The sequence below is a fragment of the Streptomyces sp. WAC 01529 genome (assembly GCF_003945545.1).
In the GTDB taxonomy this organism is placed as follows: Bacteria; Actinomycetota; Actinomycetes; order Streptomycetales; family Streptomycetaceae; genus Streptomyces; species Streptomyces anatolicus.
Window position 1 is genome coordinate 7,505,096 of sequence record NZ_CP029617.1, and the last position, 25,775, is coordinate 7,530,870.

25 protein-coding genes, 1 tRNA gene and 1 pseudogene are annotated in these 25,775 nt (G+C 72.5%); 20 read left to right on the forward strand and 7 right to left on the reverse strand.

Annotation, left to right across the window (positions count from 1 at the left end):
- The first annotated feature begins 7 nt into the window (after nucleotides 1-7).
- Both DMA15_RS33285 and DMA15_RS33290 read left to right on the forward strand, forming a co-directional pair.
- Nucleotides 8-652, forward strand: a complete 645-nt coding sequence (locus DMA15_RS33285) for an XRE family transcriptional regulator (protein ID WP_125516390.1) — start codon at nucleotides 8-10, stop codon at nucleotides 650-652.
- 53 nt (nucleotides 653-705) lie between these two features.
- Entirely contained in the window at nucleotides 706-822 is a 117-nt protein-coding gene (locus DMA15_RS33290; protein WP_125518172.1) for a DUF6126 family protein, read from the forward strand.
- Between the two features lie 24 nt (nucleotides 823-846).
- Here DMA15_RS33290 and DMA15_RS33295 read toward each other — a convergent pair whose 3' ends face one another.
- Nucleotides 847-1,653, reverse strand: a complete 807-nt coding sequence (locus DMA15_RS33295) for a tyrosine-protein phosphatase (protein ID WP_125516391.1) — start codon at nucleotides 1,651-1,653, stop codon at nucleotides 847-849.
- Between the two features lie 223 nt (nucleotides 1,654-1,876).
- Here DMA15_RS33295 and DMA15_RS33300 point away from each other — a divergent pair, with 223 nt between their 5' ends.
- Nucleotides 1,877-2,683, forward strand: a complete 807-nt coding sequence (locus DMA15_RS33300) for an SGNH/GDSL hydrolase family protein (RefSeq protein WP_125516392.1) — start codon at nucleotides 1,877-1,879, stop codon at nucleotides 2,681-2,683.
- A gap of 4 nt (nucleotides 2,684-2,687) precedes the next feature.
- Here DMA15_RS33300 and DMA15_RS33305 read toward each other — a convergent pair whose 3' ends face one another.
- The gene (locus DMA15_RS33305) at nucleotides 2,688-3,374 is read right to left on the reverse strand and encodes a TetR family transcriptional regulator (protein ID WP_164551880.1); all 687 of its coding nucleotides are present in this window, start codon (nucleotides 3,372-3,374) and stop codon (nucleotides 2,688-2,690) included.
- Nucleotides 3,375-3,474: 100 nt separating this feature from the next.
- Here DMA15_RS33305 and DMA15_RS33310 point away from each other — a divergent pair, with 100 nt between their 5' ends.
- The 7 genes from DMA15_RS33310 to DMA15_RS33340 all read left to right on the forward strand — a co-directional run bounded on the left by DMA15_RS33310 (nucleotide 3,475) and on the right by DMA15_RS33340 (nucleotide 9,918).
- Nucleotides 3,475-4,509, forward strand: coding sequence for an aldo/keto reductase (locus tag DMA15_RS33310; protein WP_125516394.1), 1,035 nt, complete (start codon nucleotides 3,475-3,477; stop codon nucleotides 4,507-4,509).
- Nucleotides 4,510-4,613: 104 nt separating this feature from the next.
- Nucleotides 4,614-5,810, forward strand: coding sequence for an MBL fold metallo-hydrolase (locus DMA15_RS33315; protein ID WP_125516395.1), 1,197 nt, complete (start codon nucleotides 4,614-4,616; stop codon nucleotides 5,808-5,810).
- Nucleotides 5,811-6,131: 321 nt separating this feature from the next.
- A complete protein-coding gene (locus DMA15_RS33320) occupies nucleotides 6,132-7,934 on the forward strand; it encodes an ATP-binding protein (protein WP_125516396.1) in 1,803 nt (600 codons plus the stop codon).
- An 80-nt stretch (nucleotides 7,935-8,014) separates the two neighbouring features.
- A complete protein-coding gene (locus tag DMA15_RS33325; protein WP_055529259.1) occupies nucleotides 8,015-8,449 on the forward strand; it encodes a roadblock/LC7 domain-containing protein in 435 nt (144 codons plus the stop codon).
- A 2-nt stretch (nucleotides 8,450-8,451) separates the two neighbouring features.
- Entirely contained in the window at nucleotides 8,452-8,823 is a 372-nt protein-coding gene (locus DMA15_RS33330) for a DUF742 domain-containing protein (protein ID WP_125516397.1), read from the forward strand.
- Nucleotides 8,801-9,394, forward strand: a complete 594-nt coding sequence (locus tag DMA15_RS33335) for an ATP/GTP-binding protein (RefSeq protein WP_055529255.1) — start codon at nucleotides 8,801-8,803, stop codon at nucleotides 9,392-9,394. The genes DMA15_RS33330 and DMA15_RS33335 overlap by 23 nt, the downstream gene beginning before the upstream one ends.
- Nucleotides 9,391-9,918 carry a GAF domain-containing protein gene (locus DMA15_RS33340; RefSeq protein WP_125516398.1) on the forward strand — a complete coding sequence of 176 codons (528 nt, stop codon included), beginning with the start codon at nucleotides 9,391-9,393 and terminating at the stop codon, nucleotides 9,916-9,918. Before DMA15_RS33335 ends, DMA15_RS33340 begins: the two co-directional genes overlap by 4 nt.
- A 6-nt stretch (nucleotides 9,919-9,924) precedes the next feature.
- Here DMA15_RS33340 and DMA15_RS33345 read toward each other — a convergent pair whose 3' ends face one another.
- Nucleotides 9,925-11,808, reverse strand: a complete 1,884-nt coding sequence (locus DMA15_RS33345) for a DUF2264 domain-containing protein (RefSeq protein WP_125516399.1) — start codon at nucleotides 11,806-11,808, stop codon at nucleotides 9,925-9,927.
- Between the two features lie 204 nt (nucleotides 11,809-12,012).
- A complete protein-coding gene (locus DMA15_RS33350) occupies nucleotides 12,013-14,469 on the reverse strand; it encodes a polysaccharide lyase 8 family protein (RefSeq protein WP_125516400.1) in 2,457 nt (818 codons plus the stop codon).
- A 224-nt stretch (nucleotides 14,470-14,693) separates the two neighbouring features.
- On the opposite strand from DMA15_RS33350, the gene DMA15_RS33355 reads away from it, so the two are divergent.
- The 3 genes from DMA15_RS33355 to DMA15_RS33365 all read left to right on the forward strand — a co-directional run bounded on the left by DMA15_RS33355 (nucleotide 14,694) and on the right by DMA15_RS33365 (nucleotide 18,379).
- Nucleotides 14,694-15,878: a Gfo/Idh/MocA family oxidoreductase gene (locus tag DMA15_RS33355; protein WP_125516401.1), complete on the forward strand. Its 1,185-nt coding sequence runs from the start codon at nucleotides 14,694-14,696 to the stop codon at nucleotides 15,876-15,878.
- Between the two features lie 174 nt (nucleotides 15,879-16,052).
- A complete protein-coding gene (gene tdh, locus DMA15_RS33360) occupies nucleotides 16,053-17,081 on the forward strand; it encodes an L-threonine 3-dehydrogenase (protein WP_125516402.1) in 1,029 nt (342 codons plus the stop codon).
- Between the two features lie 92 nt (nucleotides 17,082-17,173).
- Nucleotides 17,174-18,379: a glycine C-acetyltransferase gene (locus DMA15_RS33365; protein ID WP_125516403.1), complete on the forward strand. Its 1,206-nt coding sequence runs from the start codon at nucleotides 17,174-17,176 to the stop codon at nucleotides 18,377-18,379.
- An 18-nt stretch (nucleotides 18,380-18,397) separates the two neighbouring features.
- On the opposite strand, the gene DMA15_RS33370 is transcribed toward DMA15_RS33365, so the two are convergent.
- Complete coding sequence (locus DMA15_RS33370) at nucleotides 18,398-19,297, reverse strand: aminoglycoside phosphotransferase family protein (protein ID WP_125516404.1); 900 nt, start codon at nucleotides 19,295-19,297, stop codon at nucleotides 18,398-18,400.
- A gap of 268 nt (nucleotides 19,298-19,565) precedes the next feature.
- Between DMA15_RS33370 and DMA15_RS33375 the strand changes: the two genes are divergently transcribed.
- Entirely contained in the window at nucleotides 19,566-20,465 is a 900-nt protein-coding gene (locus DMA15_RS33375) for a LysR family transcriptional regulator (protein WP_125516405.1), read from the forward strand.
- An 86-nt stretch (nucleotides 20,466-20,551) separates the two neighbouring features.
- On the opposite strand, the gene DMA15_RS33380 is transcribed toward DMA15_RS33375, so the two are convergent.
- Complete coding sequence (locus tag DMA15_RS33380) at nucleotides 20,552-21,331, reverse strand: SDR family oxidoreductase (protein ID WP_125516406.1); 780 nt, start codon at nucleotides 21,329-21,331, stop codon at nucleotides 20,552-20,554.
- A gap of 128 nt (nucleotides 21,332-21,459) precedes the next feature.
- On the opposite strand from DMA15_RS33380, the gene DMA15_RS33385 reads away from it, so the two are divergent.
- The 5 genes from DMA15_RS33385 (at nucleotide 21,460) to DMA15_RS33405 (ending at nucleotide 24,361) form a co-directional block, all read left to right on the forward strand.
- A complete protein-coding gene (locus tag DMA15_RS33385) occupies nucleotides 21,460-22,023 on the forward strand; it encodes an XRE family transcriptional regulator (RefSeq protein WP_125516407.1) in 564 nt (187 codons plus the stop codon).
- A gap of 8 nt (nucleotides 22,024-22,031) precedes the next feature.
- Nucleotides 22,032-22,580, forward strand: a complete 549-nt coding sequence (locus DMA15_RS33390) for a GNAT family N-acetyltransferase (RefSeq protein WP_125518173.1) — start codon at nucleotides 22,032-22,034, stop codon at nucleotides 22,578-22,580.
- A gap of 106 nt (nucleotides 22,581-22,686) precedes the next feature.
- Nucleotides 22,687-23,664, forward strand: a complete 978-nt coding sequence (locus DMA15_RS33395) for an alpha/beta hydrolase (RefSeq protein ID WP_125516408.1) — start codon at nucleotides 22,687-22,689, stop codon at nucleotides 23,662-23,664.
- Nucleotides 23,665-23,764: 100 nt separating this feature from the next.
- Nucleotides 23,765-24,145, forward strand: coding sequence for an MmcQ/YjbR family DNA-binding protein (locus DMA15_RS33400; RefSeq protein ID WP_125516409.1), 381 nt, complete (start codon nucleotides 23,765-23,767; stop codon nucleotides 24,143-24,145).
- A 142-nt stretch (nucleotides 24,146-24,287) separates the two neighbouring features.
- A tRNA-Pro gene (locus DMA15_RS33405) sits at nucleotides 24,288-24,361 on the forward strand.
- A gap of 121 nt (nucleotides 24,362-24,482) precedes the next feature.
- On the opposite strand, the pseudogene DMA15_RS38160 reads toward DMA15_RS33405, so the two are convergent.
- A pseudogene (locus DMA15_RS38160) lies at nucleotides 24,483-24,575 on the reverse strand (integrase); the annotation flags it as partial.
- Nucleotides 24,576-24,730: 155 nt separating this feature from the next.
- Here DMA15_RS38160 and DMA15_RS33415 point away from each other — a divergent pair.
- Nucleotides 24,731-25,627: an alpha/beta hydrolase gene (locus DMA15_RS33415; RefSeq protein ID WP_125516410.1), complete on the forward strand. Its 897-nt coding sequence runs from the start codon at nucleotides 24,731-24,733 to the stop codon at nucleotides 25,625-25,627.
- Nucleotides 25,628-25,775: the final 148 nt, after the last annotated feature.

The window sequence follows — 25,775 nt, forward strand, 5'->3', positions numbered from 1 at the left end:
TCGGCGTATGAGCCCCGCCGAGTCCGCCGAGTCGCCGCCCGAGCCAAGCGAGGCAGGCCCGGCCGAAGCCCTGCCCGCCGTCGCGCCGCAATTGCGCGAGCTGCGCCGCCGCGCCTCCCTCACGCTGGAGGCCGCCGCCCGCACCGCGGGGCTCTCGCCCGCCCATCTGTCCCGCCTGGAGACCGGGCAGCGCCAGCCCTCACTGCCGATGCTGCTCGCGCTCGCCCGCGTCTACGGTACGACGGTCTCCGAGCTGCTCGGCGAGACGGTCGCCGACCGGGACGCGGTCGTGCGGGGCGCCGACATGGAGCCGACCCGCGCGGGCGGCTGGACCTACTGGCAGGCGGGCGCCCCGGGCCGCGGCATGCAGGCGCTGCGCGTACACGTCCCCTACGGGGCGCAGGGCGACATCGTGCGCGTCCATCCCGGCGAGGAGTGGCTGTACGTCATCGGCGGGCGGCTGCGGCTGCGCCTCGGGGACACCGCGCACCTCCTCGCGCCGGGCGACAGCGCGCACTTCGACTCGTTGACCCCGCACCGGATCGCCGCCGCCGACCGGGGCGGCGCCGACCTCCTCTTCGTACACACCTTGTTGCAGAGCCCCGCCACCGCGCTGTGCCTCGGTGGCCCCACCCAGGGAGAGCCGACATGACCGAGCCCGAGCCGCAGGGAACCGCCCGACCGGAGCGGCCCGCCGAGAACACGATGGAGGAGAAGTTCCCGCGGGCGCTCTGGGTCCGGCTGATCATCTATGTGGCGGTCGGCCACATCTTCGCGGCCTTCGTCTATCTGCTCTTCGAGCTGGGGGCGCAGAACAAGTAGGGACCGGTCGGGCCGCGTCCCGGCTCAGTCGAGAAGGCGCTCGCGCAGCCGCTCGCGGGTCTCGGGCGTCACCTTGAGGCCCTCGGCGAGGTACGTGTCCGTGTCGCCCCAGGTCTCCTCGATCGTCTCGAAGGCCGCCGCCAGATACTCGGCGCGCGCGTCGAAGAGGGGGTTGAGCAACTCCATGACCTCGGGGGACATCGCGTTCGGCGAGTCGCTGGTGCGGCGCACCTTGTAGCGGCGGTGAGCCGCGTTCGACGCCAGGTAGTCCGCCTCGATGGCGTCGCGCTCGACGTCCACGGCCAGCAGGGTGACGGCTATCGACAGGCCGGCGCGGTCCTTGCCCGCCGCGCAGTGCATCAGCGCGGGCACGCTGCCCTCGGCGAGCGCGTGCAGCACCCGGCTGTGCTCGGCCGTGCGCTCCTTGATGATCGTGCGGTACGAGGCCGCCATCCGGCCGGCGGCCTTGCCGTCGGAGAGGATGGCGCGCAGCTGGTCGAGATCGCCGTCGCGGACCATCTTCCAGAACTCGGCGCCGTCGGCCGGATCGGTCAGCGGCAGGTTCACGTTGCGCACGCCGGGCAGCGCCACGTCGGGGCCTTCGAGGCGCTGGTCGGCGGCGTTGCGGAAGTCGAAGATCGTGTGCAGGCCCAGCGAGGTGAGGAACGCCGTGTCGGACGCGGTGGCGTGCGCCAGGTGACCGCTGCGGAAGAGCCGGCCGGGGCGGACCCGGCGGCCGTCGACGGTCGGCAGTCCGCCCACGTCACGGAAGTTGCGCACGCCGGCCAGCTCGGGCTCTGACAGCTCTGGCGGCGGGGCTTGCTGCGTCACGGGCTCTCCTCGGGGCTCTGCTGCCGGCGCGGCTCGCCGGTGAAGACGCCTTCGACGATACGACACGGGTTCGGGGGAGCAATGGCGCCCTGCGGCCCACGTATTTTCCGCCACACGGCGTATTCCGGCTTTGGGTGAATCTTGACCGGTGGCTTATCTCACGCCCCGTCAACCCCTCCCTACGGTGGCGTAAGTCACTTAGGGAGGTGAAGGATGTGACTCCGTGAGAGCAGAGTCGACAACCTTCGTCAATCACCCCTACAACAACGGCGTATTCAACTCCTACGCAGCGGTCGGCGACAGCTTCACGGAAGGCGTGGGCGACCCGGGCCCCGACGGCACGTTCGTCGGCTGGGCGGATCGTCTCGCCGTCCTGCTGGACGACCGGGTACCCGAACACACCTTCCGGTACGCCAACCTCGCCGTGCGCGGCAAGCTCCTCGACCAGATCGTCGCGGACCAGGTGCCGCGCGCCAAGGAGCTCGCCCCCGACCTCGTGACGTTCTGCGCGGGCGGCAACGACATCATCCGCCCCGGCACCGACCCCGACGAGGTCGCCGAGCGCTTCGAGCGGGCCGTCGCCGACCTCACGTCGGCCGTCGGCACGGTCATGGTGACCACCGGGTTCGACACCCGCGGCGTCGCCGTCCTCAGGCGTCTGCGCGGCAAGATCGCCACGTACAACATGCATGTCCGCGCGATCGCCGACCGCTACGGCTGCCCGGTGCTCGACCTGTGGTCCCTCAAGACGGTCCAGGACCGCCGCGCGTGGGACGGCGACCGGCTGCACCTCTCCGCCGAGGGCCACACCCGCGTGGCGCTGCGCGCCGCCCAGGTCCTCGGCCTCGAAGTGCCCGCGGACCCCGACCAGGCGTGGCCGCCGCTGCCGCCGCGCGGCACGCTCGACTTGCGGCGCGACGACGTCCACTGGGCGCGCGAGTACCTGGTGCCGTGGATCGGCCGGCGCATCCGGGGCGAGAGCTCGGGCGACCATGTGGCGGCGAAGCGCCCGGACCTGCTGCCGCTCTAGCGCGTCAGGCCGGTGCCCGGAGACCTCGGACGACGAGGGTGAGGAGACGGGCCAGCTCGGGGGCGAAGTCGGCCGCCAGGGCGCCCAGTTCGGGGGAGGCGCGGTACAGCTCGATGAGGGTGGCCGAGGGGTGCGTGGCCGTCCACGTGCTCGCGGTGAGCAGCGCGGTGGCGAGGATGAGGTCCTGCGCCGCTTCGGCGCCCAGGCCCGTGTGCGGGCCGGTGAGGGCGGCGGTCAGGGTGTGGACCGCCGAGGTGGACGCCTCTTTGTAGGTGCGCACGGCGTCGAGTGAGACGTTGTGCTCCAGCGTGGCCGCCGTGTCGCTGAGCAGATCGCAGAAGAGCGGGTCGGCGTCGAGGCTGTCCGCGAGGAGGCCGGCGAGGCGGGCGGGGGCGAGTGGTTCCGGCTGGCCGGCTCGTACCGCCTGCTGGACGCGCGCGGCCCAGTCCCGGTAGCCCGCGGCGGACAGGTGGAGATAGATCGCCTCGCGGGTCTCGAAGTAGCGCAGCACGTTCGACTTGGTCAGGCCCACCTCGCGGGCGATGTCCCCGAGGGTGACCGCGCGCACCCCGCGTTCCGTGGCGAGGCCCCGGGCGGCGTCGAGGATGGCCTGCCGGCGCTGCGCCTTGTGTTCCGGACTGCGTGCGCGTCGGAAGCCCGGCTGATCGTCGGCTGAGGTCGGCTGCGTCACCACATCGCTCACCCTACCAACCGGTCACCACTCAAAAGTACGCTGTACTCTTAATAAGAGAACGCCGTACCTTTAGTGATCCGAGCGGTAGGAGCAGCACATGAGGATGCGCGAACTGGGACGGACCGGCATCAAGGTCAGCCCGTACGCCCTCGGCACGATGATGTTCGGCGCCTGGGGCAACCCCGACCACGGCGAATCCATCCGGATCATCCACAAGGCGCTCGACGCGGGCATCAACCTCGTCGACACCGCCGACGTGTACTCCGGGGGCGAGTCCGAGGAGATCGTCGGCAAGGCCCTCAAGGGGCGGCGCGACGACATCGTGCTCGCCACCAAGGTGGGCAACGCCAGTCCCTCGGCCACCGGCCCCAACACCTCGGGCGGCTCGCGCCGCTGGATCGTGCGCGCGGTGGAAGACTCCCTGCGCCGCCTGGGGACCGACTACATCGACCTCTACCAGATCCACCGCCTCGACCCCTCCACGGACATCGAGGAGACCCTGTCCGCCCTCACCGACCTGCTGCGCAGCGGCAAGGTGCGCGCGATCGGCACCTCCACCTTCCCCGCCGCGCAGCTCGTCGAGGCGCAGTGGATCGCGGAGCACCGCGCCCTCGCGCGCTTCCGGACCGAGCAGCTGCCGTACTCGATCATCGCGCGGGGCGCCGAGCGGGACGTACTGCCCCTGACGGAGCGGTACGGCATGGGCGTACTGGTGTGGAGCCCGCTCGGCAGCGGCCTCCTCACCGGCCGCTACCGCAAGGGGCACCAGCCCACCGGCGGCCGCGTCGCCATGGAGCGCGCCCGCTTCACCCACGAGCGCAAACTCGACGCCGTGGAGAAGCTGATCCCGCTCGCCGAGGAGGCCGGCGTCTCCCTGACCCACATGGCGATGGCGTTCGTCGTCGGCCACCCCGCCGTCTCCTCCGCGCTGCTCGGCCCGCGCACCATGGAGCAGCTCGACGACCTCCTCGCCGGAGCGGACACCGTCCTCGGCGACGACGTACTGGACCGCATCGACGAGATCGTGCCACCGGGCGTCACGCTGGACCCCCACGACCTCTACTTCGACCCGCCCGCCCTTCGCGATCCCGCCCTGCGGCGCCGCACGCCGGACACGCGGTCCGCGGCCTGAGCGCGGGCGCGGGAGGGCGCGCCCGCGTGCGCCGCCGCCCGGACGGCGTCGACATAAACGGCGTGGACATAATAGGAACCCTGCCCACCTTTTCAGGAGGTCCCGTGTCCCGGTCCTTGATCCCCGGGCTCCGCTCGCTGCGGTCCCCCGCCTTCGGCGCGGACCCGGCCGGCGCGCGGCTGGCGCGGATCCGCAGGTCGCCGAACTTCTCCGTGGCCGACGGGTCCTTCCAGAACCCCGTAGGCGCCCGGACCAGGCCCTCGGGATCCACCATGGAGCTGGCGAAGATCTACTTCCGCAAGGAGGAGCGCGTACGCCGTGGCCCCGCCGCCCCGATCCCGGTGCACGCCACGACCCTCGCGGACCTCGCCAAGCCGCCGGCCGACGGACTGCGGATCACCTGGATGGGGCACTCCAGCGTCCTCGCCGAGATCGACGGGCGGCGCGTGCTCTTCGACCCGGTGTGGGGCGAGCGGTGCTCCCCGTTCTCCTTCGCGGGGCCCAAGCGGCTGCATCCCGTGCCGGTGCCCCTGGCGGCCCTCGGCCCGGTCGACGCCGTCGTCATCTCGCACGATCACTACGACCACCTGGACATGCCGACGATCAAGGCGCTGGCCGGTACCGGCACGGTGTTCGCTGTGCCGCTCGGCGTCGGCGCCCACCTGGAGCGCTGGGGCGTGCCCGCCGACCGGCTCCGCGAGCTGGACTGGCACGAGTCGGCCGAGGTGGCGGGGCTGACCCTGACGGCCACGCCCGCCCGGCACTTCTGCGGCCGCGGCCTGCGCAACCACCAGCACACGCTGTGGGCCTCCTGGGTCGTCGCGGGACCCGAGCACCGCGTCTACCACAGCGGGGACACGGGCTATTTCTCCGGCTTCGGCGACATCGGCGCCCAGTACGGCCCCTTCGACGTCACGATGATCCAGATCGGCGCCTACTCCGAGTTCTGGCCGGACATCCACATGACGCCCGAGGAGGGCATGCGGGCCCACCTGGACCTCCAGGGCGGGCGGCCGCAGGGGCTGATGCTGCCGATCCACTGGGGGACGTTCAACCTCGCCCCGCACCCGTGGTCGGAGCCCGGTGAGGGCACCCTCGCCGCGGCCCGCGCCGCGGGCACCGCGCTCGCGCTGCCCTGCCCCGGCGAGCCCTTCGAGCCCGGTGCGCCGAACGTGCCGGCCGCGCCCTGGTGGCGCGGCGTCGCGGTCGTACCGGACGGCGGCTGGCCCGAGGAGGCCGTGGAGGGACCGCGGGCCGCGGCGGCCGACAGCGGCGACCAGGAGGCGGCGCCCGTCGCCTAGCGCGCGTTCGGCGTCAGCCCCACATGAGCAGCACCCGCGCCCCGGCCGTCCTCGGCCGGGGCGCTTCCTTCTGCCTTCGTCCTGCCTTCCTTCTGCGGCGAACTCGCGTACGAGCCGAATCGGACCCCCGTGCGAGGCGTCATACCAGAGCGGGACGCACCCCCGCTGACTTTGTCAACTGCCCACCGCACTTGATGCGTTGCCGACTACCGTGAGTGGTCGTCGGGCGACGCAGGGATCACGACGCGGGCATGCCCTCGCGACCTGCCGGCCGGCACGGCGATGCCGGAACCATGCCGGAACCAAGTCTCGAGGACGCAGATGTCTCACCTACGCGCACCGGCCGCCCGCGCAGACCGCCGTGAGGGCGGACGGCACGGCAGGCCCGGCAGCCGGACCGCCACGGCCCTGCCCGAGACCCACATACGGCCCCAGCTCCTGCGGATCGCCGTGCTGCCCGCCGTCGCCGTCGGTCTGAGCGCCTGCGCGGCCGTGCTGTTCACGCTGCGGTCGACCGGCGCCCGGCCCGCACCCGTCCTGCTCGCCGTGCTCACCGCCGCGACGCTGGTCGGCCTCACCGGCATCGTGATCGCCGCCGTCGCGGCCGACCGCGCCGCCAGGACCGTACGCGACCGCATCGGCGCCCTGCGCCGCACCACCGCACGCGGCCAGGCGGAACTGCGGGAGGTCGTCGAACAACTGCGCCGCGGAGACCAGCCGCCCGCGCGCGGGACGCCGCCCCGGGCCCGGCCGGGCGGCGACGAGTTCGATCAGCTCGCCGATGAGCTGACCCGCGCCCAGGACGTCGCCGTCGACGCCGTCGTGCAGGCCGCCCAGCTCTCCAGCCACGCGGGCAGCGAACAGAAGGTCGAGGTCTTCGTCAACCTCGCCCGGCGCCTGCAGTCGCTGGTGCACCGCGAGATCTCCCTGCTCGACGAGTTGGAGAACGACGTCGAGGACCCCGAGCTGCTCAAGGGCCTCTTCCACGTCGATCACCTGGCGACCCGCATCCGCAGACACGCGGAGAACCTCGCCGTGCTCGGCGGCGCCGTCTCGCGCCGCCAGTGGAGCAGCCCCGTCTCGATGACCGAGGTGATGCGCTCCGCCATCGCCGAGGTCGAGCAGTACTCCCGCGTCAAACTGGTGCCTCCCGTCGACGGCACCCTGCGCGGGCACGCCGTGGCCGACGTCATCCACCTGCTCGCCGAGCTGGTGGAGAACGCCACGGTCTTCTCCGCACCGCACACCCAAGTCCTGCTGCGCGCCAACCTCGTGACCGCGGGGCTCGCCGTCGAGGTCGAGGACCGGGGCCTCGGCATGCCCCTGGCCGAGCAGACGAAGATGAACCGCCTGCTCGCCGACCCCGACCAGGTGAACGTCGCGAGCCTCCTCCAGGACGGGCGGATCGGCCTCTTCGTCGTCTCCGCCCTCGCCCGCCGCCACGGCGTCGCGGTCCGGTTGCAGACCAACATCTACGGCGGGGTGCAGGCCGTACTGATCCTGCCGCAGGAGCTGTTGGGCGCCGAGCCGCAGGAGGAGCCCGCCATGCGGCGGCGCCCCGCGGCCGAGGCGGCGGCGCGGGGCGCCTCGGACGACGCGCAGGGAATCTCACAAGGAGCCCCCGGGCCTGCTCAGCCCGCGGCCCCGCCGGACCCCCGCCGGGAACCGGTACCCGTCCCGCTCCAGCCGCCGCACGACCCGGCGCCCCGGCCGACCGGCGCCGCCCCCGTCCGCACCGCGAACGGCACCGCGCCCGCCCCCCTGCCCGTGCGCGGCTCCCGTCAGGACCGGCCGACGCCCGCCGACGCCGTCCCCGGCATCCGCCCCGGGGACCGGCAGGCGGTGGCCGAGCACGCCGCCGCGCCGCCGGTGCCGCCGGCGGGCGCCGTGCGCGGCCGGGTCGAACGGCCCCAGCTCCCCAAGCGGCGGGCGCAGGAGCACATCGCGCCCCAGCTGCGGGAGGCCCCGCCACCGCGCCCCGAGAGCGAGCACCTCGTCGGGCACGACCCGGGCCTGATGGCCGCGTTCCAGCGCGGCATCGGCCTGGCCCAGGCGCAGGACGCGCGCGACCCCACCCCCGCGGACGGTGGGCTCCCCAGGGACGGGAGCGAGCAAGGCGGCTGACCAGCACCATGACGCCCGAGCATCCCCCCTCTCCGCACCCGCGGACCTTCGTACGTCGTACCTCAAGGAGTCGATCCACCATGGCGAGCGATGCGCCGACCGGCCATGTATCCGATCTCGACTGGCTGATGAGCGGCCTCGTGCAGCGCGTGCCGCACACCCGCAGTGCCGTCCTGCTCTCCTCCGACGGCCTGGTGAAATCGGTGCACGGCCTCGACCCGGACAGCGCCGACCACATGGCGGCCCTCGCCTCGGGGCTCTACTCCCTCGGGCGCAGCGCGGGCATCCGCTTCGGGGACGGCGGGGACGTCCGGCAGGTCGTCGTGGAACTGGACTCCACCCTCCTGTTCGTCTCCACCGCGGGCTCCGGAACCTGTCTCGCCGTCCTCGCCGGCCGTGAGGCGGACGCCGCCGTCCTCGGCTACGAGATGGCGATGCTGGTCAAGAGCGTGCGCCCGTACCTGATCACCGCGCCCCGGCAGCACGCCGGGGAACCCGCGTCGATGAGGCGCTGAGCGTGGCGGCCCCGCATGACGGGCCCTGGCTCGACGACGCCGCGGGACGGCTCGTACGTCCCTACACGGTCAGCAACGGCCGGACCAGACCGACCGCACAACTCGACCTGCTCTCCCAGGTGATGGCCACCGGATCGACCCCGCTCGGCTATCTCGGGCCGGAGCACTCCACGGCCCTCGGCCTGTGCGGGGCCCCGACCTCCGTCGCCGAGGTCGCGGCGCAGCTGAAGCTGCCCGCGGTCGTGGCCAAAGTGATCCTCTGCGATCTCCTCGACTCCGGGGCCCTCACCACGAAGGCCCCGGACTTCTACCACAACCCCACTGACCGGTCCCTGTTGGAGGCAGTGCTCGATGGATTACGACGACAGCTCTGACCCCTTCCCCACCGCACTGAAGATCCTCGTCGCCGGTGGTTTCGGGGTCGGCAAGACGACCTTTGTGGGCGCGGTCAGCGAGATCGCGCCGCTGAGCACCGAGGAACTGCTCACCACGGTCAGCGAGGCCACCGACGACCTCTCGGGCGTGGAGAACAAGACCACGACGACCGTCGCCATGGACTTCGGACGCATCACGCTCGACCCCGAACACGTGCTCTATCTCTTCGGCACACCCGGCCAGGAGCGGTTCTGGTTCATGTGGGACGAGCTGTCCGAAGGCGCCCTCGGCGCCGTGGTGCTCGCCGACACGCGCCGTCTGGAGGACTGCTTCGCCGCCGTGGACTTCTTCGAGCAGCGCGGCATGGGCTTCATCGTCGCGATCAACGAATTCGACGGCGCCCACCGCTACGAACCCGAAGAGGTGCGCGCCGCCATCGACCTCGACCCCCAGGTGCCCGTCGTGCGCTGCGACGCGCGGATCTCCAGCTCGGGCATCCAGACGCTCCTCATCCTCGTCAAACACCTCCTCAACCACGCCCCGGAGCCGAGCTACGGAGCCCACACGTGAGGTACGACCCGATCGGGCACCTGCTGCTCACCCCCGTCGACACAGAGGCACCCGCGCGCGTGCGGCGGCTGCGCGGGCTGGGCATCGGGGACCACGTCGATCCGGAGTTCGACCTTTTCGCGGGCCGCCTCGCGGAGCTGACCGGCGCGCCCTACTCGATGGTCAACTTCATCGACGAGAACCGGCAGTTCTTCGCCGGTCTGCTCGCCCCGGACAGCTCCATGGGGCGCTATATGGCCCGCGACCACGGGTACTGCCCGCATGTGGTGGTGCGCCGCAAGGCCCTCGTCCTGGAGGACGTCCGCGACTATCCGCGGTTCGCGGGGAACCCCGTCGTGGACGAGATAGGCATCCGCTCCTATCTGGGCGCGCCTCTCGTCGACCGTACGGGCATCGTCCTCGGCACGGTATGCGTCGTCGACGTCGAGCCGCGGCGCTGGGGGAGGGAGGGGCTCGACACGATCAAGACGATGGCCGCGGAGCTGGTCGCGCGGATTCACCGGCGGGAGGACGGCGGGATCTGATCCGCGTCACAGGCTCAGCTCCGTTCCGTCGGGGAAGCGGACGTGGACGCCTCCGTCGCGCAGGGCGCAGCTGACCGATTCTCGTAGCGCCCGCGCGTGGAGGGTGTCCCGGGCGAGGGCTACCAGCGTGACGTGCACGCTCTCCCCGCCCGGATGGGACGCCGACGTCAGGAACGGCGTCGCGGAGTGCGACCCGTACGCGTTGGCCGCGACCTCGCGGGCGATGCCCGTCTCCGCGTCCCAGCCGTGCAGCGCCACCACGGCGCTCGTCAGTCCCCTGGCGGTGCGGGCGAGCGCCCAGCCGGGGCCGTGTTCGGCGTGGGGCCGGGATGTGTCCGCCACCGCGTAGCCGCCCTCGCGGACGGTCGTGCCCGCCGGGGCCCGCAGCCGGTGTACGCGGATCTCCCACGGGCCGTGCAGGGCGCTCGTCGTCACGACGGGGAACTCCTCGTCCAGTCCGGGCAGACGGGCGTCGTGGCGGGAGGACGCCACCCGGCCCTCGCAGCTCAGCGGGTGGATGCGCAGACGTCGTGACGGGGTGCCGTCCGGGGCGAGCAGCGCCAGGTGGCCGTCGACGGTACGTTCCCACGCGCGTGGGGCGGTCTCGGGGGCCGTCGCCGTGGAGTAGGCGAACTTCGCGTAGTGGGGGTCGTCCCGGGCGGGGCCTTCGAGGGGGTTGTGGTCGCTGCCGTGGTTGATCAGGCGGACGATGCCGTCGTGCCGGGTGCCGTGCAGGAGCCAGCCGGGCCGGGGGAGGGCGGTGTACTGGTCGGACTCCTCGACGGGGAGCGGGAGTTCGGGTTCGGTCCACACCGGGTGACCGGCGGGCAGCAGCAGGCCGATGAAGCCCTTGCTCGCCCAGTACGGCGAGGCCGGACCCGAGTAGGCCTGCGTGGCGGGCAGGAACGTCCCGTACCAGCCGAGCGGCAGCAGCCCGCGCTCGTCGGGGACACCGCGCTCCACGAAGTGCCGGGCCGCGCCTGAGGCGAGGCGCCGGGTCAGGCCGGGGGAGAGTGGCGTGCACTCGGCGAGGGCGCCCATCCACACGGGCGCGGCGGCGGCGAAGCGGTAGGTGAGCGAGCGGCCCTGGTGGACGGGGGCGCCGTCGCCGCCGAAGAAGTGCGGGTAGGCGGCGAGGAATTGGCGGAGGCGGTCGCGGTAGACCTCGCCGCGTCCGCCGTCGCCGCCGGGGCCCGCCATCCGCGCCCACAGCAGCGGGTACAGGTGCATCGCCCAGCCCACGTAGTAGTCGTAGTTGCGACCGTCGCCGTCGCTGTACCAGCCGTCGCCGCGGTACCAGTCCTCGATGCGGTCCAGGCCGCCGTCGATGTCCGACCGGCTGTACGGGGCGCCGACCGAGGCGAGGAACTGCTCGGACACCACCTGGAAGAGGCGCCAGTTGTTGTCCCAGGTCTTCGCGCCGACGAACCCGGAGAACCAGTCGACGACCCGCTCCTGGACGCGGGTGTCGAGCGTGTCCCAGATCCAGGGCCGGGTCTCGTGCAGGCCGATCGCGATGGAGGCGGCCTCCACCATCTGCTGGGAGCAGTCGGTGAGTTCGGGCCAGGCCTCGCCGCTGTCGCGGTCTGTGCCCGTTGTCAGACCCCGCGCGTAGCGTTCCATGAGGCGGGGGTCCACCTGGCCCCCCGCCCCCGCGATCCGGAAGGAGGCCAGCAGGAATGACCGCGCGTAGCCCTCAAGCCCGTCCGACACCACTCCCGACCAGCTCTGCCGCCCCGGCAGGCGGTACTGCGCGAAGCCCGGCGTGGCGTAGGGGACAAGCGCCTCCAACTGCCGGTCGGCGAGCGCCTCCCAGTGCGCGCGGGTCCAGCCGGTCAACGGCGACAGGACACGGTCGGTGGGCGGCAGGGACAGGTGGGGTGCGGGCATGGGGCCTGTCACTTCCTTGTCGGCGGAAGCCCCGGCGAGGGGCGGGGGAACCACGACGCGTCTGCGGCTGGAGACGGGCCCCGTAAGGGGCGCGGGGAACGGCGCGAGCAACCACGACGGACCCGCACCTGTCCCTCGACGGCCTCAGGGAGCGAGGACGCGGAGCCGCAGGACCGCAGGGAACGCCCCCGGACCGCCGCACCCTCACACGACCTCCACCCCATGCGTCCGCCCCCGGGAGCCACCGACCCGAACCGTCACCACAGGACGCCGCCCCACCGCCACCACCACCGTGTCATCCGCTCGCCGTACTTCCCGCACAGGGAAAGGCAGTTCGACCCTCACGGTCACCCCCGTACGGCCCGGATCGGACACCGCCACCGACGCACCCTCACGCCCTCGCCGCACCAGGACCGTGCAGGGCCCGGAAGCCGTCAGCCCCGCCACCGTGCCGGACCGCCAGAAGTGCGCGGCGAAGAGCCCGGACCGGCGCGCCTCGACGGCCTGCGCGGTCGCGTCGTTGGCCACGATCCGCACGGGCCGGGCCTGCGCCCAGGAGGCGGTCGAGGACGCGCTCGCGCCGGGCAACAGGACATAAGCGTACGAAGCCGCGTCAGGCGAGGTGCCATGGTCCAGCCACAGCGTGAGATAGCGGCGGCGCACCGGCGTGGCGCTGCCCCCCGTGTCCGCCCCCGTGTTGATCTCCCGCCAGCTGCCGGTGCGCTCCTCGCGCAGGGCATGCAGGCCGAGGCCGTCCGCCCGGCCGGGGTGAGCGGGGAAGACGTAGCCGCCGGTGCCTTCCAGGTGGGCCCAGCGCGCGGCGTCGAACCGCGCGGTCCAGCCCTGGTGGCCCGGCTGCCCGTGGCCGTCCACGGTCAGCGTCCGGGCGGCGGGCCCGGGCGCGTGCAGGTTGCGGTTCTCGACGACCGTCTCGACCGTGCGGCCGTCGCTCGCGCTGATGCCCGCGCCGAGCGCGACGACCGCGTTGTCGAGGCAGAACCACGCCTTGTGGGCCCGCAGACTGCTGCCGTCGGCGAGGAGTTCCATGGCCGCCGCGCCGTAGTGGCCGTCGAGGGTCGCGCCGCCCGCCACGGCGTTCTTCGGGCGGTACGTCCCGGTGCCAGGACCGGAGCCGATGTCGGCACGCGCGCGGGTGTCGACGGTCGTGCCCGGCAGGCGGTACGGATCCACGGTCGCCCAGAAGTGGTCACCGAACTGCCCGAGGTCGTCGCCGTCGTACAGATAGGTCATGCCGTCGCCGGTGTACCAGCCGTGCAGGTTCTCGCCGTTGCCCGCCTCGTACGCGGCGATCCGCTTCGAGGAGAGCGACAGTGTCAGGGCCCAGCCGGGACGCCGGTGCACCACGCGGTCCATGTCGGCGAAGGTGAAGTGCCCGGTGAGCCGGCTGGTGGCGGGGATCGAGGAGTCGTCGAGCACGGCCTTGGCGCGGGCCAGCGCGGGGATGCCGACCAGGCCCAGGTAGGGGGTGTTCCTGTTGCGGCGGATCCAGCCCTTGGCCAGCGCCCGCCAGCGGCGCGCGTACGTGTCCGGGGCGCCGGAGGCGAGGTGGAGGATGTGGGAGAGCGCTGCAGCGCCGTCGTTGTGGTCCCGCGCCTTCTCCCGGGATATCGCCCGGCCGCGCAGCGCGTCCATCATCAGCCCGTCGAAGATCACCGGCGCGAACGTCCGGTCCACGGCGTCGTACAGCACGGAAGTCTTCGGGTCCGTGACCGCCCACGGCGAATCCGCGAGCAGCGCGATCAGCTGCCCGGCGCTGCCGAGCAGGACACTGCCGTACGTGCCCGTGTACGCGACGGAGCCGTGCTGCACGAACGAGCCGTCCTCGTAGAAGCCGTCGCCCGAAGTAACGTACTTGAAGAGGCTGTTCCTGCCGTTGTCCCGCACGTCGGAGAGGCCGTCGCGGGCCAGCGCCACAGTGGCGGGGTCCCGGGTGAGCAGGCCGCGCAGGGCCACGATGACGGCCTTGTCGGCGCGGTTGGCGCCGGTCTCCGAGAGTGAGGGGGTGTGGGTGCGGCGATCGGGGTCCGGGCAGAACTTCGCGACCGTCGCCGTGTACGCGGCCAGGTCGGCGGCGGGCATCCGCTCGCGCAGCAGGACGCAGGTGTCCATCAGCGCGCGTGGCGCCCCGACCTCCCAGAACCACCAGTTGCCGGATTGCGGGCGGCCCGGGTGGTAGCCGGTGGAGTGCAGGAAGCGCAGCGCGTCGAGCAGTACGTCCACGACCTCCGCGCTCGCGACCTCCGTGCGCGCGCTGTCGCTGAGGGAGGTGCCGGGCGTGGCCCAGGCCGTGGCGAGGGTGCGCAGGCGGGTGTAGCTCTGGCCGAAGTGGGCGGGGTCGGAGGCGGGGGAGAGGTCGGGCCACAGCGCGGTCCTGCTCGCGGTGCGGTCCAACTGCCGCCACCAGGTGGCCGCCTGGGTGTCCAGTGTTCTGAGCGCGGTGGCGAAGTCGGGGTCCTCGGCGTCGAACGCGCCGCCGGTCAGCTGGGTCGCGGCGCGGGCGAGGAGCGGGTCGTAGGCGTCGTCGCGGTCGGCGGCCCGCGCTGTTCCGCCCGCCGTCACCGATACGACGGCGGACGCCGCCCCGGCCGCGAGGAGCGCGCGACGGCTGGGCCCGGTGGGTCCGGAAAGAGGCAGGGGCATGCGAACTCCCAGAGGTCTCGGGGCGGTCGATGCGCCAGCATGTAAGCGGTTGCTATCGGGCGCAAGAGGGTCGGACGGCTTTCTCTGATTTATGTGCGGTGCGGGGCCATAGGGCGGGCACGGTAGGGGAGTTGCCGGGCGTCGGCGGTGTTGACGGGGCAGTAAGCGTTTACTACGTTGCCGCCTGATGACGGGGAGAAGGTCTTACGAACGAAGGAAGCCGCATGACCGACCTCCGGCTCGGCGTTCTCGGATACGGGCTGCGCGGCTCGCTCGCCCGTACCGCCCACCGGCCGGGAGCGGGCTCCCGCGTGACCGCGCTGGCCGAGCACGACGCGGCCGCCCGGGCGGCGGCGGCCGTGGCGTTCCCCTGCGCCCTCATATCCGGTGACCACCGCGAGGTCGTCGAGGACCCCGACGTGGACGCGGTCGTGGTCCTCACCCCCGACCACACCCACGCGGCCCTCGCCTGCGAGGCGCTGCGCGAAGGCAAGCCGGTCTTCGTCGAGAAACCCCTGGAGATCAGCGTCGAGGCATGCGACGAGATCCTGAGGGCCGCGTACGACACCGGCACGCGGCTCTATGTGGGACACAACATGCGCCACATGCCCGTCGTCCGCCTGATGCGCGGCCTCATCGGAAGCGGCGCGATCGGCGAGGTCAAGACCGTCTGGACACGGCACTTCGTCGGATACGGCGGCGACTGGTACTTCAAGGACTGGCACGCCGAACGGCGGTACACCACAGGCCTGTTGCTCCAGAAGGCCGCCCACGACATCGACGTACTGCACTGGCTGGCCGATGGTTACACCCGTCAGGTGCAGGCCCTCGGCGACCTCATGGTCTACGGCGGCAACCCGCACCGCCGCGCGCCGGGCGAGCCCAGGGCCGACGACTGGTACACGAAGGACGGCCACTGGCCGCCGCACACCCAGCGCGGCCTCAACCCCGTCATCGACGTCGAGGACGTCTCCCTCGTCAACCTGCGCCTGGACAACGGCGTGCTGGCCGCCTATCAGCAGTGCCACTTCACCCCCGACTACTGGCGCAACTACACCGTCATCGGCGACGCGGGCCGCCTGGAGAACTTCGGCGACGGGCCCGGCGGAGTGGTCAAGGTGTGGAACGCGCGCCGCTCCGGCTACCGAGGCGAGGCCGACGCCACCCACCCGGTGCCGGATGTCCAGGACGAGGGCGGGCACGGCGGCGCGGACCCGCTGCTCGTCGCGGAGTTCGTCCGCTTCGTACGTGAAGGAGGCCGCACCGACACGTCGCCGGTCGCGGCGCGGATGGCGGTGGCGGCGGGCGTGGGCGCGACGCGGTCGCTGCGGGACGGCGGGACACCGCGCGAGGTGCCCGCCCTGGATCCGGCCCTGATCGCCTATTTCGAGCGCGGCCAGACCCGCTGACCCGTGACGTGCTCCGGCGCGAGATCCGCCGAGGCCCGAAGGAAACTCGCCGAGGTCTGAAGGAAACCTGCGACGCCGCTTAAGAAATCCTCGATGGACCGTGGCGGCTCCTTAAGGAAGATTCCTGTGCCGTCGGGTCAAGAAGCGAAGTGCAGTACGACGGGAGCCGTTGCGTTGAAGGCGCTGGTCAAGGAGAAAGCGGAGCCGGGACTCCGGCTGATGGACGTGCCGGAGCCGGTCATCGGCCACGGCGACGTCCTGATCAAGGTGCTCCGCACCGGAGTCTGCGGAACCGATCTGCACATCCGGGACTGGGACGGCTGGGCGCAGCAGTCGGTGGCCGCACCGCTCGTGGTCGGACACGAGTTCGTCGGCGAGGTCGTGGAGACCGGCCGTGACGTCGCGGAGATCAAGATCGGCGACCGGGTCAGCGGCGAGGGCCACCTGGTGTGCGGCAAGTGCCGCAACTGCCTGGCCGGCCGGCGCCACCTGTGCCGCGCCACGGTCGGCCTCGGCGTGGGGCGGAACGGCGCCTTCGCGGAGTACGTCGCGTTGCCCGCCGCCAACGTATGGGTGCACCGCGTCCCCGTCGACCTCGACGTGGCCGCGATCTTCGACCCGTTCGGCAACGCCGTGCACACCGCCCTGTCCTTCCCACTGGTCGGCGAGGACGTGCTGATCACCGGGGCCGGACCGATCGGCCTGATGGCGGCCGCCGTCGCCCGCCACGCCGGCGCCCGCAACGTCATGATCACCGACGTCAGCGAGGAGCGCCTGGAACTGGCCCGCAAGGTCGGCGTCAGCCTCGCGCTCAACGTGGCGGACGCGCCGATCGCCGAGGGCCAGCGCGCGCTCGGTCTGCGCGAGGGCTTCGACATCGGCCTGGAGATGTCCGGCAACCCGCGCGCGATGCGCGACATGGTCGCCAACATGACCCACGGCGGCAAGATCGCCATGCTCGGCCTGCCGGCCGAGGAGTTCGCCGTCGACTGGTCGCGGATCGTCACCTCGATGATCACGATCAAGGGCATCTACGGCCGCGAGATGTTCGAGACCTGGTACGCGATGTCGGTGCTGCTCGAAGGCGGCCTCGACCTGGCCCCCGTCATCACGGGCTGGTACGGCTACCGCGACTTCGAGGCGGCCTTCGAGGACGCGGCGAGCGGCCGCGGCGGCAAGGTCATCCTCGACTGGACCGGCTGACCGGCCCTGCGCCGTCCTCGCCTTGTTCTGGTACGCCCCGGTCCGCCCTGATCCACTCTGACTCTCACGGTCCGACTCCCGAAGGATTACGTATGTTCGACTCCGTACGCGAAGACCTCCAGGCCACCCTCGACGAGATCGCCGCCGCGGGGCTGCACAAGCCCGAGCGCGTCATCGGCACCCCGCAGTCCGCCACCGTCGCCGTCACGGCGGGCGGCCGCCCCGGCGAGGTGCTGAACTTCTGTGCGAACAACTACCTCGGCCTCGCCGACCACCCCGAGGTCGTCGCCGCCGCGCACGAGGCGCTGAACCGCTGGGGCTACGGCATGGCGTCCGTCCGCTTCATCTGCGGCACGCAGGAGGTCCACAAGGAGCTGGAGGCGCGGCTCTCCACCTTCCTCGGCCAGGAGGACACGATCCTGTACTCCTCCTGCTTCGACGCCAACGGCGGCGTCTTCGAGACGCTGCTCGGCCCGGAGGACGCGGTCATCTCCGACGCGCTCAACCACGCCTCGATCATCGACGGCATCCGCCTGTCCAAGGCCCGCCGCTTCCGCTACGCCAACCGCGATCTCGCGGACCTGGAGCAGCAGTTGAAGGAGGCCTCCGGGGCCCGGCGCAGGCTGGTCGTCACCGACGGCGTCTTCTCCATGGACGGCTATGTCGCCCCGCTGCGGGAGATCTGCGACCTCGCCGACCGGTACGACGCCATGGTCATGGTCGACGACTCGCACGCCGTCGGTTTCGTCGGCCCCGGCGGCCGCGGCACCCCCGAGCTGCACGGCGTCATGGACCGCGTCGACATCATCACCGGCACCTTGGGCAAGGCGCTCGGCGGTGCCTCGGGCGGCTACGTCGCGGCCCGCGCCGAGATCGTCGCGCTGCTGCGCCAGCGCTCGCGCCCGTACCTCTTCTCGAACACGCTGGCCCCGGTGATCGCGGCGGCCTCCCTGAAGGTCCTCGACCTTCTGGAGTCGGCGGGTGACCTGCGCGAACGCCTCGCCGCCAACACGGCCCTCTTCCGCTCGCGGATGACCGAGGAGGGCTTCGACGTCCTGCCCGGCGACCACGCCATCGCCCCCGTCATGATCGGCGACGCGGCCGTCGCGGGCCGCATGGCCGAGCTGCTCCTCGAGCGGGGCGTGTACGTGATCGGCTTCTCGTACCCGGTGGTGCCGCAGGGCGCGGCCCGCATCCGCGTCCAGCTCTCCGCGGCGCACTCCACGGAGGACGTGAACCGCGCGGTGGACGCGTTCGTGGCGGCACGCGCGGAGCTGGGGGAGTCCGGCGCGGCGTGACGTGGACGACGGCGTCGCTCAGCCGGACAGGGCCTCGATGATCTGGCGCGTGGTCTGCGCGGCGACGCGGGGGTTCTCGGCGGCGTAGGTGGTGTACGCGTTGAGACCCGTGGCCAGGGCCCAGCCGCGGCCACGGGTCCACGTGGCGTCGTCGGCACCGAGCGCGCCGCGGAACACGGACCTGCTCCCGGGCGACATCAGGGTGAAGGCGATGACCAGGTCACACGCCGGGTCGCCGACGCCCAGCTCGCCGAAGTCGATGACCGCGCTGAGACGTCCGTCGACGGTCAGCAGGTTGCCGGTGTGGAAGTCGCCGTGGCACCAGACCGGCGGACGGTCCCACTCGGGGGCGCTCAGGGCCGCGTCCCAGAGCGCGGTCATGGCCTCGGCGTCGAACACACCGGCGACTTCGCTGATGGCGTCGCGGGTGGCGCGGTCCCGGCCGGCGAGCGTGTCGGCGCGGATGTCCTCGGGCGCCGCCTCGGCCGCGTCTGGCGTGCACTGCTGGAGGGCGGCGAGGAACTCCGCGAGTCGTACGGCGGCCCGGGGCGAGTCGCCCAGCGTCTCAGCGGTCGCCACCTCGCCCTCCAGCCAGCGGGAGACGGCCCACGGCCACGGGTAGCCCAGCCCGGGCTCTCCCACCCCCACCGACTCGGGGACGGCCAGCGGCAGGTGCGGGGCGAGCCGGGGCAGCCACCGCGACTCCTTCCTGGCCTGCCCGACCGCGTCGGCGTGGCGGGGCAGCCGGACGGACAGCTCCTCGCCCAGGCGGTAGATCACGTGGTCCGACCCCGCCGGGTCGAGCAGCTCGAGCGGCAGCTCGGCCCACTGCGGGAACTGCGCGTCGACCAGGCGCCTGGCGAGGGTCGCGTCGATGGCCGGGCGGGGGTGGGGGGCCGGGGTGCTTTCGGTCGCCAAGGACAGCTCCTGCCTGGGGTCGGCCTTCCGCTCCGCGCGGCGGGCGGAGGCGGTGGTCGGCGGTGGGGGACCGCGGTCGGTGGTCAGCGGTCGGTCGGTGGTCGTTCGGAGCCCTCACAGTGCGGTTTCGCGGACCCGCCTGTCGACCGATTTTGGGGTGAGGAAGGTACGAGGGCGCGGGTGGCTGCGCGGGCGATCCCGCGCAGCCACCCGCCCCGGGCGTGACCGGTGGTGCGGCAGATGCCTCCGGTTTGGGAGAATCGGCCGCATGATCGAAGCGCGGCGGCTGCACATCCTCCGGGCGGTGGCCGACCACCGCACCGTGACCGCCGCTGCCGCCGCGCTGTACCTCACCCCTTCCGCGGTGTCCCAGCAGCTCACCGCCCTGGAGCAGGAGACGGGCCACCGCCTGGTCGACCGCTCGGCGCGCGGCGTACGCCTGACGGCCGCCGGAGAGATCCTGCTGACGCACACCAACGCGGTCCTCGCCCAGTTGGAGCGCGCCGAGGCCGAACTCGCCGCGTACAGCTCCGGCGAGGCCGGCACGGTCACCGTCGCCTCCTTCGCCACCGGGATCGGCCTGGTCGTCGGCCCGGCCCTGGCGCGCCTCGCCGTCTCCGCCCCCGGCATCAGGGTCCGGGTCCAGGACGCGGAGGGCGACGCGAGCCTTCCGATGGTGCTCGACCGGCAGGTGGACGTCGCGGTCGCCGTGGAGTACCGCGGGGGGCCCGGCGCGGACGACCCGCGCCTGACGCGCGTACCCCTGTACGCGGAGCCGTTCGACGCGGTGCTGCCGCTCGGTCACCGGCTCGCCGACGCCGACCGGGTGCCGCTGGCCGAGCTGGCGAAGGACGCCTGGATCGGCCCCTTCGCCGGCAACCCCTGCCATGACGTGGTCGTCCTCGCCTGCGAGCAGGCCGGATTCCAGCCCCTGCTGGAGCACTGGTCGGACGACTTCCGCGCGGTGGTGGCGCTCGCCTCTGCCGGGGCGGGCGTCGCCCTGGTGCCGCGCTCGGCGCTGCGCGGCATGGACGTGTCGGGCGCGGTGGTGCGCCCGGTGGAAGGGGCGGCCCCCACGCGCAGGGTGTTCGCGGCGGTGCGGTGCGGGGCGGAGGAACACCCGCTGATCCGGCCCGTCCTCACGGCCCTCGGTGAGGCGGCGGGCTGAGCCCGGGGGCCGCGCGGCCCATGTTTCCCCGAGCGCATCCCCCCGGAGAGCGGCGGCCCGCGTCCTGGAGACGTGTCCCGGACGGATCACCCGGGCATGATCGGCCCGAGGTAGGTACCGCCCGAGACGTCGATGGTCTGGCCGGTCACCCAGCGCCCCTGCGGGCCCGCCAGGAAGCCCACCACGTCGGCGATGTCCTCCGGCCGGCCGACCCGTCCGAGCGCGGTGATCGACGCAAGCCCGGCCATCGCCTCGGGAACGGCGGCATAGGCGGCGATCATGTCGGTCAGCACCACCCCGGGCTCCACCGTGTTCACGGTGATTCCCCGGCGGCCGAGCTCGTTGGCGAGGGAGGGGCCGAGGGCCGCCAGTGCCGCCTTGGTGACGGTGTATCCGATCTGGTTGGGGTCCGCGATCCGGGTGGCCGCCGAGCCCATGTTGACGATCCGGCCGCCGTCCCGCAGCAGCGGCAGCGCCCGCTGGACCACGAAGACCGGCGTGCTCACGTTGACCGCCAGCAGCCGCTCGAACTCCTCCTCGGTGAGCTGCCCCAGCGGACTGACCGAGTGGATGCCCGCGTTGTTGACCAGGACGTCCAGACCGTCCGCCCCGTGCTCCGCCAGCCCCGCGACAAGCTCCTTGAACAGCCGGTCCACCGCACCGCTCTCGCCGAACCGGGCCTGGACGGCGAACGCCCGGCCGCCGGCCTCGGCGATGTGCGCCACGGTCTCCGCGGCGGCCGCTTCATTGCCGCCGTAGTGGACCGCGACCAACGCTCCCTCGGCGGCGAGTCGCAGGGCGACCGCCCGCCCGATCCCGCGCGAGCCGCCCGTCACCAGTGCGGTCCTGCCGTCCAGTTCCCCCACGATCGCTCTCCCCTCGCGACGCCCGATCGCCCCGGTCGACCCGGGAACGACTCAGCCTAAGCAGCAGGGTGCCGGGAGATCCAGATCACCCTTGCCCGGCATCCCGTATACGGGATAACGTGCCGAATATGGAACATGAAGGAGTCGACGCGCGCCTCGCCGCCCGACTGTCCGAGCTGCGCGCCGAACGCGGCTGGTCCCTGGGCGAGCTGGCCGAGCTGAGCGGCATCAGCCGCTCCACCCTGTCCCGGGCCGAGCGGGCGGAGATCAGCCCCACCGCCGCCCTCCTGAACCGCCTCTGCGCCGTGTACGAACGGACCATGTCGCAGCTCCTGAGCGAGGTGGAGGCCGAGCCCGCGCAGCTGGTGCGCGCCGTCGACCAGGCGGTCTGGGCGGACGACGACGCGGGCTTCATGCGCTGGTCCGTCTCGCCGCCGCACCTCGGGATGCGCGGCGAGCTGGTCGAGGGCCGCCTGCAGCCGGGCGCCGACATCGACTACGACAGGCCGCCCGTGCCCGGTCTCGAACAGCACATCTGGGTGCTCGAAGGCGCCCTGGAGGTCACGGTCCTGGGGGAGGCGCACTCCCTGCGGACCGGCGACTGCCTGCGCTACCGGCTGTGGGGCCCCTCGCGCTTCCGCTGCCTGGGGGAGCAGGCGGTGCGTTACGCCCTCGTGGTCGTGAAGCCGTGACCGTCGCCGTGTCGCCGGTGCGCCTCGACGCGGACACACTCCTGGAGTACGCGCATGATCTCGCCGGCCTCCTGACCGACATCGTGCGGGGCGGTGCCTCGCTGGGCTTCCTCGCGGATCTGGACCGTACCGCCGCGGCCGCCTGGTGGCGCGGGCTCGCTCCCGCGGTCGGGGAGGGACAGCTGGCCGTCTGGGCCGCACGCGACGCGGAGCGGATCACGGGGACCGTCAGCCTCGCGTTCACCGACAAGCCCAACGGCCGCCACCGCGCGGAGATCGCCAAGCTGATGGTCCACCCTTCCGCGCGCGGGAAGGGCCTCGCCCGCGCCCTCCTGTCCGCCGCCGAGGAAGCGGCGGCGGACGCGGGTGTGACCCTCCTCGTCCTGGACACCGAGACCGGGAGCCCCGCCGAAGCGCTCTACGAGAAGGCGGGCTGGACACGGGCCGGGACCATCCCCGACTACGCGACGGACCCGGCCGGGACCCTCCACCCGACGACCCTGTTCTACAAGCGCTTCGGCAAGCGCCTCGGCGAGACGCCCCCGACGAGTCAGTAGCCCAGCGCCGCCGCCCACGCGCGCGTGGGCGGCATGAGGCTTCGCGCGCGGGGGAGGCTGAGGCGCAGGACCACACCTCATCAAGCCACCCCAGGGAGCCCGCGCGATGCCCGACCGAGCCGACGAGACCCCCTCCGCCGCCACCTACACCGCCGGACTGCTCAACGCCGCGGACGGCGTGCCCGTCGCCACGTACACCTGGCTGCCGACCGACGGCAGGCCGCGCGCCTACGTCCAGATCGCGCACGGAGCCGCGGAACACGCCCTGCGCTATGACCGGTTCGCCCGCCACCTGGCCGCGCACGGCTACGGCGTCGTCGCCTCCGACCACCGCGGGCACGGCGCCACCGCGCAGGCCACCGGCGGCTACGGCGTGACCTCCGGAGCGGACGGCTCCGATGAGGCCGACAGCTGGCGGGCGATCGTCGACGACCTCAAGGCCATCGGCGACCAGGTACGCACCCTGCACCCTGGGCTCCCCTTCTTCCTCCTGGGCCACAGCCTCGGCTCGATGCTCGCGCGGGACTACGCCCAGGAGTACGCGGACGGCCTCGCGGGCCTGATCCTCACGGGCACGTTCCGCTCGCTCCCCGGCGCCGATCCGCAGGGCTCGATCGCGCGCCTGGAACGCGAGATCGCCGAGCACGGCCGCGCCGCGATCTCCTGGTACGTACCCGACCTCTTCGCCTCCTTCAACGACGCGTACACCCACCGCACCGGCTTCGAATGGCTCTCGCGGGACGAGGAGGAGGTCGATGCGTACGCCGCCGACGAGCGCTGCGGATTCGCCTTCTCGGCGGGTCTCTCCCTGGACTGGGTGCGGGGCGTACGCAAGATCAACGATCCGCGCAACCTCGCGCGCGTGCCCGCCGATCTGCCGATCCACGTCGCGGTCGGCGAGCAGGACCCCTGCAACCAGCGGATGAGCCTGGTCCACGAACTCCTGGAGGACTTCCGGTACGTGGGAGTGGAGGACCTCACATGGAAGGGCTACCCGGACGCACGCCACGAGATCCTGAACGAGACCAACCGGGACGAGATCCAGGAGGACCTGACGGCGTGGCTGGACAAGCGGGTGCTGTGAGGGGCGCGGGCCGCGAGGGGCGATTGCTCCGGGGGGGGGGCGGGGAGGCCGGTATCGACTCGGCGGGTGACTGTCAGTGGCGTTGGCTACGGTTCATGGCATGTCGAAGTCCAGATCCCGGGCCCGCGTCACCTCCGACGACGTGCGCCGCATCGCCCTCGCCCTGCCGGACACGGTGGAGAAGATCGCCTGGAGCATGCCCACGTTCCGTGTCTCCGGAAAGATGTTCGTGACGGTGCCCGACGACGAGACGTCCATCGCGGTGCGCTGTCCGAAGGTCGAGCGGGACGAACTGGTCCTGGCCGAGCCGGACAAATTCTGGGTCGCCGCGCACGAGGCGGGTTCGGCATGGGTCCGGGTGCGCCTCGCGACGCTGGACACGGAGGAGCTGACGGACATCCTGTCGGACTCCTGGCGCCAGGCCGCACCGCCCCGACTCATCGAAGAGCACCCTGAGTTGGGGCTCCCGGCCTCGGAGTAGGGGACCGGGGCCCCCATGCGGCCTCAGCCGCACCTAAGGTCGACGGCCGACCGCCCGGGGAAAGGGTGAGCGATCACCAGTCAGAGTGCGGTATTGTTTCCGTGCACGTTCGGCCGGGGGAAACCCCAGGTCAGACGGGCAACGGGACGTGGCGCAGCTTGGTAGCGCACTTGACTGGGGGTCAAGGGGTCGCAGGTTCAAATCCTGTCGTCCCGACTCGAAAGAGTCGCAGATCGAGGGGCCGTTTCAGAGCAATCTGAAACGGCCCCTCGATCGTTTTCGGGGACCAGCTGGGGACCCTGGGGACCCGCTCCCTTGACCGTGTCAGCGGGTGACAGAGAGCGGCACCCGCAGCGGTGATCTTGTGCACGTCGGGGTGCAGATATCTCTGGGTGGTGGTCGGCGAGCAGTGCCCGGCGATCTTGCGCAGGCGACAGCCGAACGGCCGGTCCCGGCAGCCGAACGGCCGGTCCCTCCACGGCAGAAGGATAGGAGGAGGGGATGCGCTGATCGGTGCGTGATCGGGGCAGGACGCGCGACGAATGGCGGGTGACCCCCAGGGTGACGACCGTGAGGATGGCCGTCATGGATCCCGAACTCGAAGCATTCATCCCGTTTCTCCCGCAACTCGACATGAACGACCCGGTCACCGCACGCAAGGACTTCGCCGAGCGTGCGGCTGTGGCGCCGGCACCGGACACCTCGGACATGGAGGTCGAGGACCGCACGGTGTCCGCCGATCCGGACGTGGCGGTCCGGGTCTACCGCCCGCACCGGGCGCAGGGCGCCATCGTCTGGCTGCACGGCGGCGGCGGAGTCTTCGGTGACCTGGACACCGAGCATCCGTGGGCCGCCCGGATCGCGTCCCTTTCCGGGGCGGTGGTGATCTCGGTGGGCTATCGCCTGGCGCCCGAGGACCCGTTCCCCGCAGCCTTCGACGACGCCTACGCCGTACTGACCTGGACGGCCGAGCACGCGGACGAACTCGGCATCGACCCGGCGCGGATCGCGGTCGGGGGTCACAGCGCCGGAGCGAACCTCGCGGCCGCGGTGGCGTTGCGGGCGCGTGACGAGCAGGGACCGGCGATCCACTTCCAACTGCTCAACCAGCCGGGGCTGGACGACCGGCAGGAGACGTGGTCGGCGCGGAACTTCACCGGCACCCCCTGGTTCGACCGCGACAAGCTCGCCGCGGCGTGGCGGCACTACCTGGGCTCCCGGCCCGCCACACCGTACGCCGCCCCCTCGCGGGCCGCCGATCTGTCCGGGCTGCCACCGGCCTACATCGCCACCGCGGAGTTCTGTCCGAACCGCGACGAGGGCATCGCCTACGCGCTGCGCCTGATGCAGGCGGGCACGTCGGTCGAGCTCCACCAGTGGCCCGGCACCTTCCACGGATCGCAGGCTCTTCTGTCCGCCGAGGTCTCGCAGCGCCAGAACGCCGAACTCGGCGACGCTCTGCGCCGCGCCCTGGCCCATTGATCCGCGCACGTCGAAAGGCACGGGAAGCGTCCCCGTCGCCTGCACTCACTGATCACGAAAGGACGGCTGTCTTGAACATCCGACTGGCGATATGTGGAAGCGTGGCCGCGCTGAGCGTCTGCGCGGGCACGGTGGCGGCAGCTCCGGC

Bases quoted from the DNA above. Each gene is read 5' to 3' on its own strand.
- DMA15_RS33375 (WP_125516405.1), top strand. From the start codon at position 19,566: ATGATCGAAGCGCGGCGGCTGCACATCCTCCGGGCGGTGGCCGACCAC.
- DMA15_RS33345 (WP_125516399.1), bottom strand. From the start codon at position 11,808: ATGCCCGCACCCCACCTGTCCCTGCCGCCCACCGACCGTGTCCTGTCG.
- DMA15_RS33310 (WP_125516394.1), top strand. From the start codon at position 3,475: ATGAGGATGCGCGAACTGGGACGGACCGGCATCAAGGTCAGCCCGTAC.
- DMA15_RS33320 (WP_125516396.1), top strand. From the start codon at position 6,132: ATGTCTCACCTACGCGCACCGGCCGCCCGCGCAGACCGCCGTGAGGGC.
- DMA15_RS33365 (WP_125516403.1), top strand. From the start codon at position 17,174: ATGTTCGACTCCGTACGCGAAGACCTCCAGGCCACCCTCGACGAGATC.
- DMA15_RS33325 (WP_055529259.1), top strand. From the start codon at position 8,015: ATGGCGAGCGATGCGCCGACCGGCCATGTATCCGATCTCGACTGGCTG.
- DMA15_RS33385 (WP_125516407.1), top strand. From the start codon at position 21,460: ATGGAACATGAAGGAGTCGACGCGCGCCTCGCCGCCCGACTGTCCGAG.
- DMA15_RS33355 (WP_125516401.1), top strand. From the start codon at position 14,694: ATGACCGACCTCCGGCTCGGCGTTCTCGGATACGGGCTGCGCGGCTCG.
- DMA15_RS33415 (WP_125516410.1), top strand. From the start codon at position 24,731: ATGGATCCCGAACTCGAAGCATTCATCCCGTTTCTCCCGCAACTCGAC.
- DMA15_RS33285 (WP_125516390.1), top strand. From the start codon at position 8: ATGAGCCCCGCCGAGTCCGCCGAGTCGCCGCCCGAGCCAAGCGAGGCA.
- DMA15_RS33395 (WP_125516408.1), top strand. From the start codon at position 22,687: ATGCCCGACCGAGCCGACGAGACCCCCTCCGCCGCCACCTACACCGCC.
- DMA15_RS33400 (WP_125516409.1), top strand. From the start codon at position 23,765: ATGTCGAAGTCCAGATCCCGGGCCCGCGTCACCTCCGACGACGTGCGC.
- DMA15_RS33290 (WP_125518172.1), top strand. From the start codon at position 706: ATGGAGGAGAAGTTCCCGCGGGCGCTCTGGGTCCGGCTGATCATCTAT.
- DMA15_RS33350 (WP_125516400.1), bottom strand. From the start codon at position 14,469: ATGCCCCTGCCTCTTTCCGGACCCACCGGGCCCAGCCGTCGCGCGCTC.
- DMA15_RS33335 (WP_055529255.1), top strand. From the start codon at position 8,801: ATGGATTACGACGACAGCTCTGACCCCTTCCCCACCGCACTGAAGATC.